This is a genomic window from Micromonospora sp. NPDC050397 (genome assembly GCF_044901685.1).
Taxonomy (GTDB): domain Bacteria; phylum Actinomycetota; class Actinomycetes; order Mycobacteriales; family Micromonosporaceae; genus Micromonospora_G.
In genome coordinates, this window is record NZ_JBJDPS010000006.1 from 228,731 (window position 1) to 246,644 (window position 17,914).

18 protein-coding genes are annotated in these 17,914 nt (G+C 68.1%); 12 read left to right on the plus strand and 6 right to left on the minus strand.

Features of this window, described 5'->3' with window-relative positions; all coding sequences use genetic code 11:
* Nucleotides 1-13: 13 nt before the first annotated feature.
* From ACI2K4_RS22085 to ACI2K4_RS22105, 5 genes are all read left to right on the plus strand, one after another.
* On the plus strand, nt 14-895 hold the full coding sequence (locus ACI2K4_RS22085; RefSeq protein WP_404513716.1) for a hypothetical protein: 882 nt from the start codon (nt 14-16) through the stop codon (nt 893-895).
* Nucleotides 892-2,679, plus strand: coding sequence for a type IV secretory system conjugative DNA transfer family protein (locus tag ACI2K4_RS22090; RefSeq protein ID WP_404513718.1), 1,788 nt, complete (start codon nt 892-894; stop codon nt 2,677-2,679). Before ACI2K4_RS22085 ends, ACI2K4_RS22090 begins: the two co-directional genes overlap by 4 nt.
* A 98-nt stretch (nt 2,680-2,777) precedes the next feature.
* Entirely contained in the window at nt 2,778-3,407 is a 630-nt protein-coding gene (locus ACI2K4_RS22095) for a hypothetical protein (RefSeq protein WP_404513720.1), read from the plus strand.
* Nucleotides 3,408-3,415: 8 nt separating this feature from the next.
* Nucleotides 3,416-4,393 carry a DnaB-like helicase N-terminal domain-containing protein gene (locus ACI2K4_RS22100; protein ID WP_404513722.1) on the plus strand — a complete coding sequence of 326 codons (978 nt, stop codon included), beginning with the start codon at nt 3,416-3,418 and terminating at the stop codon, nt 4,391-4,393.
* A 14-nt stretch (nt 4,394-4,407) separates the two neighbouring features.
* A complete protein-coding gene (locus ACI2K4_RS22105; RefSeq protein WP_404513724.1) occupies nt 4,408-4,683 on the plus strand; it encodes a hypothetical protein in 276 nt (91 codons plus the stop codon).
* A gap of 64 nt (nt 4,684-4,747) precedes the next feature.
* Here the strand turns inward: ACI2K4_RS22105 and ACI2K4_RS22110 are convergent, their stop codons facing one another.
* Together ACI2K4_RS22110 and ACI2K4_RS22115 are read right to left on the minus strand one after the other, a co-directional pair.
* Nucleotides 4,748-4,966, minus strand: coding sequence for a hypothetical protein (locus tag ACI2K4_RS22110; RefSeq protein WP_404513726.1), 219 nt, complete (start codon nt 4,964-4,966; stop codon nt 4,748-4,750).
* Nucleotides 4,953-5,681, minus strand: a complete 729-nt coding sequence (locus ACI2K4_RS22115) for a DddA-like double-stranded DNA deaminase toxin (protein WP_404513728.1) — start codon at nt 5,679-5,681, stop codon at nt 4,953-4,955. The genes ACI2K4_RS22110 and ACI2K4_RS22115 overlap by 14 nt, the downstream gene beginning before the upstream one ends.
* Nucleotides 5,682-5,891: 210 nt before the next feature.
* Here ACI2K4_RS22115 and ACI2K4_RS22120 point away from each other — a divergent pair, with 210 nt between their 5' ends.
* The 6 genes from ACI2K4_RS22120 (at nt 5,892) to ACI2K4_RS22145 (ending at nt 9,482) form a co-directional block, all read left to right on the plus strand.
* The gene (locus ACI2K4_RS22120; RefSeq protein WP_404513730.1) at nt 5,892-6,167 is read left to right on the plus strand and encodes a hypothetical protein; all 276 of its coding nucleotides are present in this window, start codon (nt 5,892-5,894) and stop codon (nt 6,165-6,167) included.
* Nucleotides 6,168-6,169: 2 nt separating this feature from the next.
* Nucleotides 6,170-6,901 (plus strand): phosphotransferase enzyme family protein, encoded by a 732-nt coding sequence (locus tag ACI2K4_RS22125; protein ID WP_404513732.1) that lies wholly within the window; start codon nt 6,170-6,172, stop codon nt 6,899-6,901.
* 38 nt (nt 6,902-6,939) lie between these two features.
* On the plus strand, nt 6,940-7,185 hold the full coding sequence (locus ACI2K4_RS22130; protein ID WP_404513734.1) for a hypothetical protein: 246 nt from the start codon (nt 6,940-6,942) through the stop codon (nt 7,183-7,185).
* A 214-nt stretch (nt 7,186-7,399) separates the two neighbouring features.
* A complete protein-coding gene (locus tag ACI2K4_RS22135) occupies nt 7,400-7,693 on the plus strand; it encodes an NUDIX domain-containing protein (RefSeq protein WP_404514064.1) in 294 nt (97 codons plus the stop codon).
* A 399-nt stretch (nt 7,694-8,092) separates the two neighbouring features.
* The gene (locus ACI2K4_RS22140) at nt 8,093-8,878 is read left to right on the plus strand and encodes an NYN domain-containing protein (RefSeq protein ID WP_404513736.1); all 786 of its coding nucleotides are present in this window, start codon (nt 8,093-8,095) and stop codon (nt 8,876-8,878) included.
* A gap of 106 nt (nt 8,879-8,984) precedes the next feature.
* Complete coding sequence (locus ACI2K4_RS22145; RefSeq protein ID WP_404513738.1) at nt 8,985-9,482, plus strand: GNAT family N-acetyltransferase; 498 nt, start codon at nt 8,985-8,987, stop codon at nt 9,480-9,482.
* Between the two features lie 141 nt (nt 9,483-9,623).
* On the opposite strand, the gene ACI2K4_RS22150 is transcribed toward ACI2K4_RS22145, so the two are convergent.
* The 3 genes from ACI2K4_RS22150 to mobF form a co-directional block, all read right to left on the minus strand.
* Nucleotides 9,624-10,448 carry a 5'-3' exonuclease H3TH domain-containing protein gene (locus ACI2K4_RS22150; protein ID WP_404513740.1) on the minus strand — a complete coding sequence of 275 codons (825 nt, stop codon included), beginning with the start codon at nt 10,446-10,448 and terminating at the stop codon, nt 9,624-9,626.
* 523 nt (nt 10,449-10,971) lie between these two features.
* Nucleotides 10,972-11,952 (minus strand): phosphotransferase, encoded by a 981-nt coding sequence (locus ACI2K4_RS22155; protein ID WP_404513742.1) that lies wholly within the window; start codon nt 11,950-11,952, stop codon nt 10,972-10,974.
* A 117-nt stretch (nt 11,953-12,069) separates the two neighbouring features.
* Nucleotides 12,070-16,596 (minus strand): MobF family relaxase, encoded by a 4,527-nt coding sequence (gene mobF, locus ACI2K4_RS22160; protein ID WP_404513744.1) that lies wholly within the window; start codon nt 16,594-16,596, stop codon nt 12,070-12,072.
* Between the two features lie 309 nt (nt 16,597-16,905).
* Between mobF and ACI2K4_RS22165 the strand changes: the two genes are divergently transcribed.
* Nucleotides 16,906-17,376, plus strand: coding sequence for a hypothetical protein (locus ACI2K4_RS22165; protein WP_404513746.1), 471 nt, complete (start codon nt 16,906-16,908; stop codon nt 17,374-17,376).
* Between the two features lie 52 nt (nt 17,377-17,428).
* Here the strand turns inward: ACI2K4_RS22165 and ACI2K4_RS22170 are convergent, their stop codons facing one another.
* Nucleotides 17,429-17,590: a hypothetical protein gene (locus ACI2K4_RS22170; protein ID WP_404513748.1), complete on the minus strand. Its 162-nt coding sequence runs from the start codon at nt 17,588-17,590 to the stop codon at nt 17,429-17,431.
* Nucleotides 17,591-17,914 lie beyond the last annotated feature (324 nt).

The following is a 17,914-nucleotide window of genomic DNA, read 5'->3' on the forward strand; positions in this document are numbered from 1 at the left end:
CCGGTGCCAACAATTGGTCATCGGCACGACACTGGCCGAGCGACCCCCGCCGGCTGAGGCCGGGTACCTGCATGCCGACGACTTCGACCACCCGATCGCCGGCCGGCTCTACACCGACATCCTCCGCGTCCAGGCGACCCGCCCCAGGTGGACAGCGGGCCAGGTCGCGGCCGACTGCGCCCAGCGCTTTGCCCATGGTGGGATCACCGTGAACCTCCTCGAAGAACTCGCGGCCACGGCCCGCAGCGCCGACGAGGCGGAGATAGCGATCGCCTACGTCGAGGTGGTGAGGTCGGGCAGCGAGACGGCGATCGACCGCGAACTGCGCCAACTCGGCCGACCCCGAGGCGATGACGAATCTCAGGTCCGCCGCGACGCGTACGCGCGTCTCGGATTGGCCCTGACCCGACGGGCGGAGATTCTCCGCCTTCGACCCGACCACGCCGAAGGCCCGACGTCGACGCTGTTCGAGCAGTGGTACGAGCAGCGGCCGGCCACACGCGCACCGGCGGAGCCGAGCAGGAGCCGCCTCCGGGCCGAGCAGAACATCTTGGCCGGGCTCCTCCAGTTTCCCGACATCGGCTGGGTCGTCACCGGATTGCTGCCCGAGGAGGTCTTCACCTCCCAGCTTCGCCGCGATATCTACCAGGCGCTCAGTGAGGACTTCCTGCCCAGTCCCACCGTCAGAACGCCGCGGCACATCTACACGGCGCTGCGCGAGGTACACGAGGGCGGCTGCCAGCACGACACCCCCATCGCCAAGGAGCGAGTCCTGATTCAGCGGTACCTCACCCACCCGGTGACCCGCGATGCCGCCGTGAGGGCGGCGCGGGAGATCTACGCCGCGGACCTCGAACGCGCGGCGGGGCGAGCCGTAGACGAAGGGTCGAGATGAGCGGGAACACCACGCGTCTACGCGGCGGTGGTCTGACCAGCGGATCGGACTACGCGATCATCGCGATCATCGGGGTCGCGGGGTTCGCGATGGTCGGCACCTGGCTGTCGGGGCAGGTCGCCGGGCTGCTGTTCAAGTTCACCTGGCCGGGCGTCTCGATCGGCGACGCGTTCGCCATCGCGGTCGCTCTGCCCAAACACCCGGCCGATCCGCGTTTGGCCTGGCCCGCAGCCGCTCAGGCACAGCTGCCCGGTCCGGTTGGCCTCTACACCGCCATGGCACTGGTGCTCGCGGCCATGGTCACCGTCGCGGTGCTGGTGGGTCGGCGGTGGGGCACAGACCGGCAGGCCAGGGGCATGGCCTCCCGTCAGCAGTTGGCCAAGAACCTGTCCGCCGCTGCGGTTCTACGGAAAGCGACCCGACTCCGCCCCGAACTCCCTGGGAAGCCGCAGCTGGTCGACGTCGCGGTGGAACTCGGCACCGCCGGGCGGATGCCGTTGTACGGGAGCCTGGAATCGTCGGTGCTGGTCGTGGCCGCACCCCGGCAGGGCAAAACCTCTCAGGTGATCATTCCGTGGCTGCGCGGGTTTCCCGGCGCGGCAGTGGTGACCTCGGTCCGCCCCGACGTTCTCGAAGCCACGGCGACGCTGCGTGCCGGCACGGCGTGGGTGATGGAGCTGACCGGGGACCTCACCTGGCCGCATCGGGTCACCTGGACCCCGATCGCCGGTTGCGAACGTTACGACATCGCCCGCAAACGCGCCGACGTCATGATCCAGGTCGGGAAGCAGGACGGGGCGGACGCGACCAACGCCGGGTTCTTCGGCCTGACCGCCACGAACCTCGTGGCCGCGTGGCTGCACACCGCCGCGCTCACCGGCAGAACCATGGCCGACGTCCTGGTCTGGTCCACCGATGACACCAACGACGAACCCGTCAAGCTCCTACGGGACGCCTACGGCGCCCGCGAGGGGGTGCTGCGAATGCTCGACGGGTTCTACCGCCAGCCACCCACCACCCGTTCGAACCTCTGGACCACGGTCCAGACCGGTACCAGTTGCCTGTTCGGCGAGGCCGCCCACCAGGTGTTCAGCGGACCAACCTCGGACTCGTTCGATGTCGAGAGGTTCCTGCGCTCGGGTACCGACACCATCTACCTGCTCGTCGACGAGAATCAGGCCGAAGCGCTCGCACCCCTGGTCACCGCGTTCGTGGACGAGATCACGACAACCGCGAAACGCCTCGCCCTGCGCGCACCCACCGGGCGCCTGGATCCACCGCTGGGCATGATCCTCGACGAGGTCACGAACGTCGTCCCGCTGCCCGACCTGCCGCAGCTCATGTCGTACGCGGCCGGTAGTGGAATCTTCGTCGCCGCCGTCCTGCAGAACCTCGCCGCCGCCGAACAACGCTGGGGAGCCGTCGGCCGCAAGATGTTGTGGGCCAACTCCACCATCAAGATCGCCCTCGGTGGCCTGGCCGGCGCGGACCTCGACGACTTCTCCCAACTCGCCGGCACCTACCGCGAAACGCTTCTCGTTCCGCAACGCAACGCCCACGGCGTCAGCGTCCAAGCCAGCGTCGTCGACCGGAAAACGATGGCGCCCGAAGCCATCCGCGTTCTCGACGAAGAACACCGTGAGGCGTTGGTCATCCACGCCACGACCCCGGCGGTGAAGACCCGGATGGTCCGTCACTACGAAAGCCGTCACGCCAAGGACTACGCCCGGGCCACCCGCGACGCCCGCACCCTCATGGACCACACCCCGAAGGCATCCCGATGACCGCAACACCCCAACGCGACACCGACACCCTGGACACAGGCCGGGCCCCTTCAGCGGGCACGGAGACACCGCGCCCGCTGATTCGGGAATGGCACACCATGACCGCCGACGAGCAGGTAGCCGAATGGAAGGCCCTTGTCGAGTGGGTGGTTTGGATCCACGACCTGTACGAGCTGTCCCGGGAAGAACGTCTACCGCTGTGCTGGCCTCAGCACCCCGGCCTCGTCGAAGAGTTCCGTAGCCTCAAAGCCTGGCGAAACGCGATCTACAACAGCCCGGACGCTGCCGCAGCCGCACACACCGCCCGGTCTTGGCATGGCGAACTACGCCAGACCATCGCCGCCATCACTTCCTTTTGGGCCCCTACCTGCCGCGCCGGCCACAAGGACGCCACCGTCCTGAGCGAGGCACACCCGGACCTGGCTGAGCGGTGGCAGAGGGTCGGGCCGCCACTCATGAACTCCAGCCCCACGGCAGAGCCAGGGGCTGCGATCAGTGACGAGATTAGCGATCAGGACATGACCACCGCCTTGAAAGCTGGTCACGCTCAGCCGCACAGCCGCAGCATGCCCTACTACACCCGCCTCGACGGGACGTGGTGGACCCGCAGCACCGACGGCACTACCTGGTTGCGCTGCACCGACCCCGCCCACCACGCCCAACTCGACGACACGAGCGCCCGGATGCGCGCCGCCGACACCGCCCGCGACCAGCTCGACCACCAGTAAGGAACGCCATGTCAGACCTGATCATGCGCGCCGAACAAGGCATTCTCGGCGCACTGCTCGCCGACCGCGACCAGGCCCTCATCACCGAGCACCTCAGCACCGAGGACTTCGGTCACCCCGCCCACCAAGCCATCTACACCGCGATCCTCGACCTACAAACAGCTGGCTACGAGACACAACGGCTCACCGACGCAATCGTCGAACTGGTCGACCGGCCCGATGTCGACACTGCCTGGCTACAAGCACTCGCGGTTAACGCACCAGGAAGCGACCGGATCCGCGCCTACACCCAGATCGTCATCCAAGCCGCGTTCGACCGCGACACCGCCGACTTCGCCGACCCCTACCTCGCGGCAGCCGCACTTACCAGCAACCCGGAAGCCCGAGATAGCCTGACCCGACTCGGACAGGCCCTCACCGTCCAAGCCGACACCTTCACACCCACCAGCACCATCGACCCGGACCGCACCGTCCAGGTGACATCGGTGACGGCCGTACAGCTACACCGGGAAGACGCCGTCATCGCCGATCTGGTGCAACACCCCGAACAAGCCCGCGCCGTGGCCGGATGGCTCACACCAGAGGTATTCACCACCGAGCAACGACGCCTGAGCTACGAGTTCGCCGTCTCGATCGCCTACGACAACGACCCCATCGACGCCGTCATCCTCGCCTGGCACGTCCAGCGCGCCCGCGACATCAACAGCATGTACGACCACGAAACGCGACTCCCGGACCCGCGCACCGAGTCCGAGTACGCCTACCTCACACGCCTGGAAATCACCACCGTCGCCGTCGGGACCGCGGTCATGGTCGGCCATGAGCTGGTCTCCGAACACGTGACCGCCACGCTCGCCCTCAGCGCCACCACTGCGACCGAACACACCAAACAAGTCACACCCGCACAGCGCGGTGAGCATCACATCGGGTTAGAGCCACCCATCACGCCAGCTGCCACTGTCGACGTTCGCCGCATCGAGCTGTGAAGGGAGGGCAAGACATGAACGAGATCACGAACCCGATGACCACCGCTCCCAGCGACGTCGACCCCGACCGCACACCGCGTTCCATCGACCACGCCCAGATGCGCCTATACCAGGAGCAGCGCCTCGTTACCCTGCTTTCAACCCGTGACCGATACCGGATGATCGTCCGTTACGACAGCTCGTGGTGGATAGGCGACCGCGAAGGCTTCACCGAGATCACCAGCACCACCCAGACAGCGAAGCTCGACCGTTGGCATGAGCGGCTCAACAACGGAGCCCTCTGGTCCTGAAGGGCTACTGACCGGCCCGTGAAGGTCCCCCGGCCCAGGCACGAGGCTGGCTCTAGTGCTTCGGCTACTGGTCGTCTGGCCCAACCCAGAACAGACCCCGGTCGGCACCGTCGTCGGCGTATTCGCGCACGATGAGCCAGCCGGGCCCGTCATCGGGAGGGCGGATTCCCAGCGACAGAGCGTGTGCGGTCAGCGCGGGGGTATCGAGGATGTGTGCCCGCTCCTGGAGGTCCGCCACGGCGGCTTCGTCGCCCTGTACGGGGTGCTCGTCAGCTTCGATCATCGGCGATCCCTTCCCCGGTTCCATCGAACAGCCAGACCCGCACGCCCCCGTTGGGGCGTACCTGGTACACGGTCAACCTATAGCCTGCCGGCAGTGTGGCCTTGATGTTCTGGGTGCAGCCGTCCTCGCCGAGGCAGGGCCTCATGTTCGTGTAGAGCACGGCGTGCCGGATGCGATGCCGGCGCATGTGCGCGGTGGCGTTCGACTCGATATGGCTGATGAACCGAAGCGACGGCAGCGGAGCGGCGAGACCCGCACCGGCGCCGGTGTCCCCCGGCCCGACCAACGGCGTCAACGGCCGCCCCTCGGTGTCGTACAACCGCCCCGCAGCGACATCACGCCCGACATGCGGTCGAATCTCGTCAACGGCCGACTTCTGCGGCCGGGCCTGCGCCGCAGCGGGCCCGACCGAGGCGGCGGCCTCGCCGCCACCGGCGGTGGCGACTGTTGTACCAGTGATGAGGCGGACGTAGGCCGCGACGGCCGCCTCGGCGCCACCGGCAAGCTGCGCCCCCTCACGTAACCGCTGCGCCCCAGCAGCGAGGCGGGCCAGGGCCATCCGGGCATGAGGGTTGGTGGACGTGCCGATCATCGCGGTCAGCCGGCGGGTGGTCTCATCGAGCTGGTCGGCAAGGCTCAATGCGCTCTGCCGCTGCTGATGGAGGTCGACGCGGACCGCGTTGAGCCGCGCCACGACCTCGGCGACCAACGACAACGCCTCACCTCCGCCACCCGGCCCGCACGCTATCGAGAACCGCAGATGTCAGGCAAGAGCCGCCAGCAAGGTCCCGAGCAGGACGTGAGACGCCCTCAACAGATGACTGGCGCTTGTTCGGAGGAGACCCCCGCTGGCAGCGTGGCTGCGGGCCACGACATCAACGGGCGGTGGGAAGAGGGCGAGCCGCGTTTACGCCATGATGGGGCGGTGGGGGCAATCGAGGTTTGGCTTCTGGACGGCCCGGCGGATGGCCGGTTCCAACTCGTGGAGACTGACGGGCATGGTGGCCTGCCGGCGACGCTGGTGTTGCCCCAGACGGGCTTTTATATCGGCACCAATGCCGATCCAGCCCCTCGCGTGGACCATGTCTACCGGCGCACCGACGACATTGATGGCAAGCCCGTCTATCGCCACGAGTCGCACCCTCACCCCGCGCAGACGCCACGACCCGAAGACCTGCCATCGTCGGCGACGACGGAATGACCGTGGTCGAGAAGGAGTCCCACCTCGCGGCGGCGTTACACGCGGCCTACGGACTGCCCGAGGCAAAACTGCGGCGAGTGCTCGGCGGGCAGACGACGGTGAACTACGCCGGCACGGCGGGCGGCAGGCCGGTGTTCGCGAAGCAATACCTGCCCGGAGTCGACCTGCACGCCGAGGAAGCGGCCATCGAACTGTCCGAGTTCGCGGCTGGACATGGGGTGCCAACAGCACGCGTGGTCCGGACGATCAGCGGGTCCGCGATACACCCCTGCGGCGAGGCGGGATTCTCGGTGTGGGAGTTCGTGGCGGGTGAGCCGGGCGGTGGGGTCGCGATGGGATCCCGCCGGATGGCTGCTGTCGGCCACGTGGTGGGCGGACTGCACCGTGTCCTGGCCGGCCACCCCATGGCCCAAGCCGTGATCGGGCCGGCTGCGGTCGTGTGCGACGTCGCCCGGTCAGCGCGGCGTTTCGAGAGGATGCTGGCCGAAGTATCGCGAGCGTCTGACCCTGACGAGTTCCTCGACTGGGCGGCGGACGTGCTCAGGTGGCGGTTATCGATCGTGCCCAGGGTCGCGGACATGCTTGCCGGGTTGCCGCCCTTGACGAGCCAGATCGTGCACGGCGACCTTGCATCACCCAACGTCTTGTTCTCGGGCGACGATGTTGCCGCGCTGATCGACTTCCGGCCACCACGGGCACGACCAGTGGCCTGGGAACTGTCCCGAATCGGCTAGTCCTCCTCGGGGAGGAATGGCGTCGCGGCCTGAAGACGATGGCCGCCGCGTACCGAACGGCGCACCCGAACGTCAGGGCGGAGGATCTACTCGCTGTCATCCCAGCATGGATTTGCTACACGGCCAGCTCGGTCTACCCCTACGAGGACCTGGTCCTCGGACAGGCGTTGCTGCCCGAACAACTGCAGACATACGCCAAGGATCGGCACGAGGCACTGCTCGCCGTCATGGAGGACCCCATTGCGGCAACAGACGCCCTGCGCGAGGGAATCGAGACCTCATGAGGCAACGCACCCGTAGCCAAAGACTGCTGACATGGGCAACAGCTTGGTGCCCGCTATCACCCCTGGCCCGGAGGTGATGTGGCCGTGATCCAGCGTCGACGAGCCGCGGCGGTGATCGTACGGGGCGACCGGCTGTTGATGGTGCGGGAGCGCGGCCCGCGGTCCTTCTGGCCGCCACGATGGTCAGGAATACTGGACGCTGCCGGGCGGGGGGATAGCCGCCGGTGAAACAGCCGAGGACGCGGTCCGGCGCGAAGTGGTCGAGGAGGTTGGTCTTCGGCCCCTAGCCGTTCGGTATCTGCTCGACATGCCGTACCCGTCGGGGCTGACATCCTGCTTCGCCGTGCAGGTGGCCGACGGCGAGCCGACCCTGGGCAATGACAAACTCCCCTGCGACTGCCCGGTCATGGTTGGCTTGGACTGGGTGCCTCTGCCACAGCTTCAGACCGAGACTCCGGGGTTGCCCATGCCGACGATGATCGTTGTTTGGGACCCATCGATCCGATAGCCTTCCGTGACAGCCCCGTCGCCGGTCACTTTCGCAGACAAGTGCCTATATGAGGGCTTCCACGCTTTCGACGATCTCGCGAGGAAAGGGCATCCGCTCGAGCTCGGCGCGTATCCGTTCCCGCGGCGGCCCCGATGGTTCGTTCCCTGTATCGCTTCGGCGGTGGCCCGGAGCCGTCCGGGTTGGAGTTCGTTCGGTCGAATGGTCAGGCCCGTGCCCGCGGCCGGTGCTCGGGATGACGCTGAGCCGACGCGGGGGAGTCGATCATTTGAGATATCAGTGTCGAGTTCACCAGCGTCCGACGGCCGGCCGATACGGTGGGCACTACGACATCGTCATAACCGCGCCTACGCGGGGCTTCCAGGATGTATGCACACCGCCCTGGCAGGAGAGATACCGATGGACGCTATCGAGCAGAGCATCGCCAGGCTGGCGGTCCTCATCGACGCTGACAACGCTCAGCCCGGACTCATCGCACCACTGCTGGCCGAGGTCGCGAAGTACGGCACCGCGCACGTCAAACGCGCCTACGGCGACTGGACCGGCGCCGGCCTACGCGGCTGGAAGGAACAACTGCTCGCACAGTCGATTCAGCCGATGCAGCAGTTCGCCTACACCACCGGCAAAAACGCCACCGATGCCGCCCTGATCATCGACGCGATGGACCTGCTCTACACCAACCGGTTCGACGGCTTCTGCATCGTCTCCAGCGACAGCGACTTCACTCGCCTGGCCTCCCGGATCCGCGAATCCGGCCTCACCGTCTACGGCTTCGGGGAACGGAAGACACCCCAGTCCTTCGTCGCCGCCTGCGACAAGTTCGTCTACACCGACAACCTCTCCTACGACGACCCCGTCGCACCGGCCGAGGCCACCGTCGTCAAGCCCCGAACCCCTACCCGCTCCGGGCAGCTCAAGAGCGACACCGCCCTCGTGACGCTGCTGCGCGACACCGTGGAAGCCACCTCCGGCGACGACGGCTGGGCCCACCTCGCCGCAGTCGGGCAGCTTCTGACCAAGCGGCAACCCGACTTCGACTCCCGCACCTACGGATACGCCAAGCTCACCGACCTGGTCACGGCGACCACCTTGTTCGAGGTCGACCGCCGCCTGCCCGGCGGCGGAAAACCCGCCGTCGTCTATATCCGCGACCAGCGCCGGCCCACACCCGAGCGAGCCAGCTGATGTCGGAGCTGCGAGTGCGCCAGATGAGAGGTGTGCCTGTAGCAGGCGCTGATGAATGTTCCCAGGCGGGCGGGCTGTCCAACCAACGTGGATGGGAGACCTCGTTGTGCGGACGCTGATCGCGACCCCTCGTCTGGAACTGCGTCCGTTCTGCATGGCGGACGCCGATGAGCTGCACACCATTTTCAGTGACCCTGAGACCCACACCATCGGCGATGGCCCCTTCACCTCGGCCGAACAAACTCGTGCCTGGATCCGTCGGCGGGTCCAGGTCGCGCAGGAATCCGGACTGCTCTGGTACGCCGTACGCGCGCGCCTTGGGGGTGACCTGCTGGGCAACTGTGGCCTGTTCTTCGGCCGGGTCGGGCAGGTCGAGCCGGAGATCGGCTACGAGATCAGGCATTCGCACCAGGGCCAGGGGTTCGCCGGGGAGGCCGCCCACGCCGTGCTGGACGAGGGGCTGGCAGCCGCTGTCCCTCGCGTCTGGGCAACGATTCGACCGCACAACGTCGCGTCGCTCCGTATCGCAGCCAAGATCGGCATGAGTGAGCGGTATACGAAGGTCGACGCCCGTGGTCCGCTCATCTACCTCGCGCGTCCCTGAGGATCGGACCGTTCGAGGGGCGGGCGGCGGAACCGGTGTTTGCGGAAGCTGAGGTCGGTCCCGCCGCCAGCCGACGACGTACTACCCACATCCAGTCGAGTGAGAACGCTTGTCAGACCAGGTGACGGACCATTTAATCGGTCACCAGAGGTCGAGGTGTTCGAGTATTTGGGCGGCTCGGGGGAGGGGCGGGGTGGGTTGCCCCGTGACGATGTCGGCGGGCAGGGCGACGTCGTCGCGCAGGCGGATGATGTCGCGCCACGCGAGGACCTGGTCCCACTGCTCACGCACCTCCCGGCAGCGGGGGCTGTCCAGCCGGGGTGAAGCGGGCAGATCTTCGAGGTGCAGACCGCCGGACAGCAGGGAGGCCGCGGTCTTGGGGCCGATGCCTCTGATGCCGGGGATGTTGTCTGCGGGGTCTCCGGTCAGGGCCCGGTAGTCGGGCCACTGACGGGGCAGTACGCCGAATCGCCGCTGCACGTCGGCGCCGGTGAGTTCGGCTCGCGTCGGGGTGAGGATCGTGACGGTGTCGTCGAGGAGCTGGTAGAAGTCCCGGTCGCCGGAGAAGCAGATGACGGGGCGTCCCTGCCTGGTGGCGGCGCTGATCGCGGTGGCGAGTACGTCGTCGCCTTCGTGGTTGTCGAGTTCGGCCCATCTCACGCAGGCGGCGCTGAGCGCCTGTTTCACGGCCGGGAGGGATTTGATCGGGGTGTGATCGGCGGTGGCGCGGTTGGCTTTGTAGGTCGGCTCGGCGCGGACACGATCCGCCGTGCCGAACTCTCCGTCGAAGACGACGACCATTTCGCTGTCGGGGGCGTGCAGGTGGTGGGCTTTCCGAGCGAGGGCGAGGAAGCCGAACACGCCGGTGAGGTCGCGGGTACGGTCGCGGCTCATGATCCGGGCCGGGAAACCGAACCAGGCGCGGTAGAGCAGATGGTGTCCGTCGACGGCGAACAGCGCAGTCACAGAGGGCCTCCCAGGCGCGGGTAGTTTGCCTGTGACCGTGGCGGCGGGTGCTCGTCGCCGAACTCTGAGAAGAGTACCGGCCGAACGACGCAGGTCAGAGAACCAACGCGAGGTGTCGGCCAAGTCTGAACAAGGTCCGGTGCTCGACAAGGTGTACCCGGTCTGAAGCCGAGAGAGACGCTCTCCGTCGCACGGTACTTCGACAGTGCGGACGACCGGGCCGCTCGGGCTCCCTTGCCGCTGGCGGCGATCGTCCTGGCGGATGTCTGCTCGTCCGCAGCATCGGTCAGCTGTCTGGACCTTGACGCCTGAGGAGCTGAGACGCGTGCACGTACTTCCGGTACGAGCCCGCTGACTAGGTCTGGAACCTGAACCTCAAACGCCTCCGAACGTGCCAACAGCCCCGCGCTTCCTGCGGCTCCGATACCCCTACCCTCAGGCAGAGACAGCGGTCCGGCAGCTCCGCGAGGAACTGGGCTTCCTCTAAACGGCGATGGCGCTTGCCCGTCTCGGCTCTCGGCCGTTAGGGGCGTGTCAGCTGGTTCAGCGCCGACGGTCCCCACCCGGTCGGGTCGTCGCCGGGTGGCACCATCGCGAGGGCTTGCCAGAGCAGGAGGATGTTCAACCAGCTCGCCTCGGTCGGAGTCAGCGGGTGCACGGACTCGTAGCCGGCGAGGAACGCCGCGCGAACCTCGGCCGACACCGGCCTCCAGTTGTGGTAGCGGGTGCCGAGCAGGACCGCCGCGCGGGCGAGCTCGACGAGCCGGTGGTCATGCTGGGCCTCCTCGAAGTCGAGGATCGCGGCGACCTCACCGTGGGCACACAGAATGTTGGCGGAGCGGAAATCGAAATGAACGAGCTGCCGCGGAAGTTGGCCGGGTGGTGCGTTGGCGACCAACCCGCGCAGCGTGTCACGAGCGGCTACCGGCAGATGGTCGGCGCGGGAGTCGAGCCAGTCGGTAATCCGGACCGTCAACGGCTTGGGCGGTACGGCGAGCGCGGGAATCTGGTCGGCGTTCGGGTATGCCGCCAGCGCGTCCTGCAAGCGGGCCAGTACGGCTCCGGCCGCCTGCACCTGGTGGAGATCAGCGGTGTCGAGGAGGTCGCCCACGATCTCGCGTTGCAGGCCCATCGAGACACGGTCGACCTCGACCTGAAGACGGCCGTCTCGGGCGGGAACCGGCGCCGAAACCGGCAGCTGTCGGCTGTGAAGCCAGCTGGTGAGACGCGCCGTCTGCGCCAAACGCGGGAAACGCTCGGGCATCACCGACCACTTCGCCAGCAGTCGGCCGGACGGCGTGCCGACCCACGCGAGCGCGTTGCCGTCGCTCATCACGATCTGTTCGCAGGAGTCGATGTGAACGCCCCAGTGCTCGTCCAGCGTGTCGGCAACCCAGGAGCCGGCGGCGTGCCCGTCGCTGAAGCCGAACCTTGCGTTGAGCGTGTGGTGGGGGTCCTGCGCCTCCCACAACATCTCCAACACCGGCGCCTGCGACTCGACCATGCGGCGTATCCCATCACAGGACCGGCGGATTGGTGCTGACGTCAGCTGAACTGGTGCCGCCGCTCGGCAGTTGGCGCTTCGGCCTGCGGAGTTTGAGACGGGTAGTGAGCGGCACGCTCACCAGGAAATTTCGATGCCGGGGTGAGGCTGCGGGTGTTCGAGGGGCGGTTCGAAGGTGGGTTGGTGCAGGGTGGCCGGACGCGTTGTTGCTGGGGGCGGTGGCGGCGTGGGGGTGGTGATGGGTGGTGGGGTGAGGTGTCCGCGGTTGATGAGTTCGGTTTGTAGGTGGGTGGCGTAGGTGGGTGCGGTGAGGAGGGTGTCGGCGTCGCCGTGGCGGGGGCCGAGCCAGTCGTCGCCGAGCCGGGCGGCGACTGCGCTGGTGATGTTGTCGCGGTCGGTGTCGGGTAGGGCGAGGTAGACGTCGGCGGTGATCCGAACGGTGATCGGGTCTGCTGGGGTGTGGTGTGGGTGGCGGGCGGCGAGTACGGCGTCGACGGTGTGGAGGTATGCCTGGTGCCCGGAGTGGTGCGCGGGGACGTACGCGCCGAGTGGTTGGGTGGGGTCGTCGAGGGTGATCTGGTGCTGGTCGCGGTAGGCGGCCACGGTCGACGCGTGCCGCATCCATTCGGTGAGTGTGCGGGCGTCGGTCGGGGGTTCGCCTAGTCCGGCGAGCCAGGCGGGCCGGCTGGTGATCGTGTTCATGGTCAGGTTGTGGACGCGTTCGTTGATGAGCTGGCTGATGTTGTTGAGGTAGGTGTCCCATTCCGGGTTGGTGGTCTGCGGGGTGGATTCGAGCCACGGCAGCGGCCCGGCCGTGGGGACTGGCCGGGTGAGGTGTTGGAGCTGGTGGCGTATGCCGTCGAGGTCGCTGCCGGGGCGTGCGGCGGCGAGGAGATGCTCGGCGGGATGCCCGTGGGCCTCTGCGGCTTTCAGGGTCCAGGCGAGAGTGCGCCAGGCGTCGGTGGTGCCGGGTTGTGCTGGTGGTGGGGTGGTGTCGAGGTGGTGGTTGAGGCGCCAGGCGAGGACTTCGGAGAGGGACCGAGCGTCGTAAAGCGGTCGGGAGATGACGGCGGTGGCCACGGCGGTGAGGGGGTCGTGGCCGGCGTGTTCGGCGCGTCGGATCGCGTTACGCAACGCCGGCCAAGCCGACTCTCCCGCGGCGCGGGAGGCATCGCGGTCACCGAGGACAGCGGCGAGGATTCGCTGGTGATCGACGACTCCGGTGGCTGGGTCGGTGTGGAGCAGCCGGGGTGCACGGGTGCCGTCGACCGGGTTCATGGGGTCGGTGGTGCGCAGGATGGGCTGAAGCAGGGCGGCGTAGCGGGTGGTGTCCGCGACGGTCGGCTGGGACAGGGCCGGGGCCGGCCGGCGGCCGTCGATGTGGTCATTGATACGCCAAGCGAGGAGTTGCGCCGGGGAGTCGGCGGCGGCGAGGGTGCCACGGCGGGCGGTCGCGGCGAGAACCTGCTGCAGATCCCACCCCTGCGCTTCGGCGGTGCGCAATGCGCGGACAACCGCCGCCCAGGCCGGGTCTCGGTACAGCCCGCTGCCGTCCGGACCGAGCGTGCCGGTGACGAGAGTCCGCAGGCGCGCGGTGTCGGCAATTTCGCTGGCGTAGCGCAGACGCGGGACGAGCGTGGCGAGGCTGAGCGCGTCCTCCTTCGCGCGGGCTATGGCCTCCGTCGCGGACGGTTGCGCACCCTCTGTCGCGAGGACGGTTTCCAGGATCTCCCGGGCGTCGCGGGCGTGCCGGTCGTAGACGGTTCGGTCCATTCGGGCGTCTTCGTCGAGGGGGAGGATGCGGTGGGTGACGGCGTAGAGGATGGTGTGGTGGCGGGCGCGGGTGGCGGCGACGTAGAGGCTTTCGCGGGTCATGTCGTCGGTGATCAGCGCGTGCGCGGTGTCGACGGTCGACCCTTGGGCGCGGTGGGTGGTGGTGGCGTAGAGCAGTTCGACCTGGGTTGCCACGTAGGCGGCGGGCAGGGTGAGGGTGCCGCCGTGGCCGAGGTGTTGGACCTTGAGGGAGCCGTCGCGGCGGCGGGCGGTGACGGTCCAGGCGTCGCCGTTACGGACCCAGTCCTTGCCTCGGTTGCAGGTCATTTTCCGGTCGTTGCCGCGGGTGACGATCCAGTCCCCACGCCCGGCGAGGTTCCCGTCGTGCAGGACGACACCTTCGGTTTCGACCTGCCCGGCGGCGACACGGTCGGCGCGGGCCCGTGCGGACAGGGCGGTCACCCCCGTGGTGGTGGATGACGACATGAGGGTTTTGAGGCCGTTGGTCATGTCGGTGTGCCAGGCGTTGTATGCCTGCTCGATCATCGCTTCGGCCGAGCCGCCTCGGATCCGGTTGTTGGCCTGGTAGTAGTCGATGGCGGTGGTGTCGCCGTCGCGGAGCCGGCGGGTGGCGTCGGCTTCGGCGGCGCTGGTGAACCGGTGCAGGTGGGTGAGTTCGACCGCGCCGACCTCGGTCGCGAGCAGGCGCAGGGCGCCGCCGGACTCAACCGCCGAGAGTTGCCGGTAGTCGCCGAGCAGCCGGATCACCGCACCGTGGCGGGTGGCGATGCCGCGCAGGGTGTCGAGGTTACGGGTGCCGGCCAAGCCGGCTTCGTCAACCAGGATCACGTCACCGGGTCGGACATGAAAGAAGGCTTTCTGCGCCGGCAGCGTGCCGTCGCGGCGTGGTGCGGGTTGACCGTGGGTGAGGTGTTCGTAGACGAACTTATGCAGGTTCTCGGCCGGAACACCAAGGTCAGCGGAGAGGACGGCCGCCGCCGCGGCGGAGGTGGCGAGGGGGATGAGTCGCTGGCCGTGGGCGGCGAGGACGTGTTGGTAGGCGTGCATGGTGGTGGTCTTGCCGGCACCGGCGGGGCCTAGGCCGACGGTGATGAGGCGGGGGTCGGTGGCGAACGCGACGACCATGGCCCGCTGACCCGGGTCGAGTGTCTTACCGAAGGTGGCCTCGTAACCGTCGAGGATGGTGTGCACGGCCAGTGGTGCGCACTTGGGGATGGTGGGGGTGTGCGCGGCGTTGAGGAGGCGTTGTTCGGCGTCGAGGATTTCCTGGCTGGTGTAGCGCATCGCCGTGTGCTGGACGAACACCGATGTCCCGTCCGGGCGCCGCAACGCGGCCGGTTCGACCAGGTCGGGCTGGGCGGTGACGGGCACGCACAACGACCCGATCGCCTCACCGACAACCCGGTTGAGCAGCATCGCACGGTCGTCGGTGGAGGCGAACCGGATGCCGTCCGGGAACTGCGTGTGCGGTGGTTCGCGGAGCAGCCGGTCGGCTTCGGCCCGCAGGTTCCACACCGTCCAGGTCGACCGGGATCCCTCCGTCCGGCCCACCGTCAGCGATGCCAGGGCGCCGATCTGGGCTGTGGATAGTTCTGTGGAAAACGGTGCGCGGACCGCCTCCGGTTTGGGCGCGGCGACCGTCTTCACGAGGTGGCGTAGTGCCGTTTGGCCATGGGTGGTGGTGAGGCGTTCGGCCCATTCGGTCCGGTGCGCTGCCAGTGATCGGGGTTTGGGTTTGGGTCCTCGGGTGTCGAGGTTGGCTTGCCCGGCGAGCCGGAACGCGGCCTGGTTGTCCGGGTCGTGGCCGTGCGCCCGGCGGAAGTCGACGATGAGCTGTTCGTAGCGGGCCTCGATGTTTGACCGCCGGGAGGAGAACGTCTTCACGAACTCGATGGGCATGCCGGCGACTTCCCGTACGGGGTGGCGTTTGGCGGCGGTGTCGGGGCGGACTTCGAAGTCGACGCCGAGGTGCTGGGTGGCGAGGGTTTCGACGGTGGAGTTGTAGTGCTCCGACGCGGCCACCGCGATCCGGTAGAGGGCGCGGCCGTCGAGGCTGCGCCACTTCCCGTCCACTCCCTTGATCTTGTTGCTGATCGGCACGTGGGTATGCAGGTTCGGATCGCCGTCGCGGGAGTCGTAGTGGTCGAACACCGCGTACATCAACCCGTGGGTACCGATCTGCGCCTGCCCGACGTCACCGATCCGGGTGAACGCGGCATGCTCGTCCAGTAGTGCGAGGGCGGAGTCGCGGGCCTGCTCATGCACGGCCCGCACCGCGTCTCGAACCCACTGCCGCTCGTCCAGGGCCCAGAGCAGGACGAGGGACTTGACCGGGGTGAACACCAGGTCGTAGCCGGCGACACCGCCACGCGCCCGGCGGGCCTCCTCCATGCGGATCTTGCCGACCTCGGCCTGCGTCGGCTCCCGCCCGGCCTCCGCCCTAATCACTGCAAGGCGCTCGTCCACACGGGTGTCGAAGTCTTCGAGGGTCTTGTAGACCGGGAACCGCCGCCCGAGGGTGGCGTGCCGGATCGCCTGCTGCGTCACCTCGGCCAGCTGTACTTCGGTCATCCCAGCGCGGGTGTGCTCAGCCAGGTAGGCGGCGATGAGCCGGTCGGCGTCGGGGTGCATGCCCTGCCCGAACAGGTGCCTCATCTGCTGCTCGGTCACCTGACCGGCCAGCCCGAGTTGGGCCAGGCCGCGTCCGCCCCACCGGCCGGGCGGGTTGCCGTTGGCGGTGTAGTAGTCGGCCGCGCTCTGCCCGGGTTCGCGGTCGTGGTCCCCGCCGACGACGTGTCGGGTGAGGTAGGTGTAGCCGTCGGCGACGGACAACTTGTGCAACGTCATCATCGGAGCGACACCTCCCCATGGCTGTTATTCGGTGTCCGCGAATTCCGCTGTCTGTGGGCACGGTGGTGCCTTTTGGTGTGTGCGGAATGGGGACGGTAGCCGCCGGAGGTGATCCATGACAAGAGCATCTGCAAGAGGTGTGTGGGAGTTCTCTTTTAGGGTGAGGTTTTGGTGTTTTGGCTGGTGGAAGGGTTGTAGTGGTGGGGTTTCGGGGGTTTTTGCTTTCGGTTGTTTTCAGTTGCCTTGATGTGTATTGAATTTGCGACTTGGGCTTGAGTGGATTGCTTTTCCGTGGCTATCGTCTGGGCTATGGTGAAGCGATTGAGTGGTGCTGGTGTGAACAGGTCGGCGGCGCGGCGGGCGTCGGAGGTGGCGGCGGCGAGGTTGGCGCGGCGGGCGGTGCACGAGGCGGCGGTGACGGCGGCGGTGGGGCTCTACTTCGACCGGTCCGGGCGGGCGGCGCAGGTCCGGGAGGAGGCGGGGGAGCGAGCACGCAGGATCATCACCGAGGCGGAGGCCGCGGCGGCGCTGCTCGACCGGGATGCGGAAGCGGCGGTGGCGCGGCTGAAGGAGCTCGGCGAGCCGGTGGTGGAGATTGCGGGGATGACCGGTCTACCGGTGTCCGGGGTCCGCGCGGCTGTGGCACGAGCAGGCGTTACCCCGGCGGCCGGGCTCGTTGCGGAGGAGGACAGCGAGGGCCAGGGGGATGAGGCGCCCGGCGGGGGTGGGGTTGCAGAGGCGAGCGGCGTGGCGTCGGGGGAGCGGCGGGAGTGGGAGTGACGCGCGGACAGGGCCGGACCCAGGTGGGTCCGGCCCTGTCCGTGTTGGTGGATTAGCGGTGGCGGTAGCGGACGACCATTCGGTACTCGGCCAGGTCGGCGGGGCTGCTGGGGTCGTAGAAGTCCTTCTGGCCGACCAGGACGAACCGGTGGCGTCGGGTCGGGTTGGCGTTGCCGCTGCGGCGGTAGTCGGTGGACTGGTTGGTGTGGCGCATGACGATGCCTCCTGGCGGTGTGGACCGGGTGCGGCGGTGCCCTGCGGGTCTGGCCCCGGGGTGCCGCGCTGACAGATCGGTGAGGGACCGGCCATGGCCAGCGGGCAGGCAAGAAAGCCAGGCAAAAGATCTTGGAAGCGCAGCGGCCGGGGAGCGAAGCGGACCGGGCCAAGATGTTTTGACGGCTCTTGCCTGACGCGGCCTGGTCGGTCACCACTGGGGCTGGCAAGCGCGGCACCCGCGGGCCAGCCGGGCGGCCCGTACGCCTCGCCCGCCGGGATGAACGGTGTGGGACGCCAACGACTCCGGACAACGGCTCGGGCA

Excerpts from the sequence above, each read along its gene's own strand:
- mobF (WP_404513744.1), bottom strand. The coding sequence starts at position 16,596 with ATGATGACGTTGCACAAGTTGTCCGTCGCCGACGGCTACACCTACCTC.
- ACI2K4_RS22155 (WP_404513742.1), bottom strand. The coding sequence starts at position 11,952 with ATGGTCGAGTCGCAGGCGCCGGTGTTGGAGATGTTGTGGGAGGCGCAG.
- ACI2K4_RS22100 (WP_404513722.1), top strand. The coding sequence starts at position 3,416 with ATGTCAGACCTGATCATGCGCGCCGAACAAGGCATTCTCGGCGCACTG.
- ACI2K4_RS22140 (WP_404513736.1), top strand. The coding sequence starts at position 8,093 with ATGGACGCTATCGAGCAGAGCATCGCCAGGCTGGCGGTCCTCATCGAC.
- ACI2K4_RS22095 (WP_404513720.1), top strand. The coding sequence starts at position 2,778 with ATGACCGCCGACGAGCAGGTAGCCGAATGGAAGGCCCTTGTCGAGTGG.
- ACI2K4_RS22105 (WP_404513724.1), top strand. The coding sequence starts at position 4,408 with ATGAACGAGATCACGAACCCGATGACCACCGCTCCCAGCGACGTCGAC.
- ACI2K4_RS22165 (WP_404513746.1), top strand. The coding sequence starts at position 16,906 with ATGGTGAAGCGATTGAGTGGTGCTGGTGTGAACAGGTCGGCGGCGCGG.
- ACI2K4_RS22090 (WP_404513718.1), top strand. The coding sequence starts at position 892 with ATGAGCGGGAACACCACGCGTCTACGCGGCGGTGGTCTGACCAGCGGA.
- ACI2K4_RS22170 (WP_404513748.1), bottom strand. The coding sequence starts at position 17,590 with ATGCGCCACACCAACCAGTCCACCGACTACCGCCGCAGCGGCAACGCC.
- ACI2K4_RS22130 (WP_404513734.1), top strand. The coding sequence starts at position 6,940 with ATGGCCGCCGCGTACCGAACGGCGCACCCGAACGTCAGGGCGGAGGAT.
- ACI2K4_RS22110 (WP_404513726.1), bottom strand. The coding sequence starts at position 4,966 with ATGATCGAAGCTGACGAGCACCCCGTACAGGGCGACGAAGCCGCCGTG.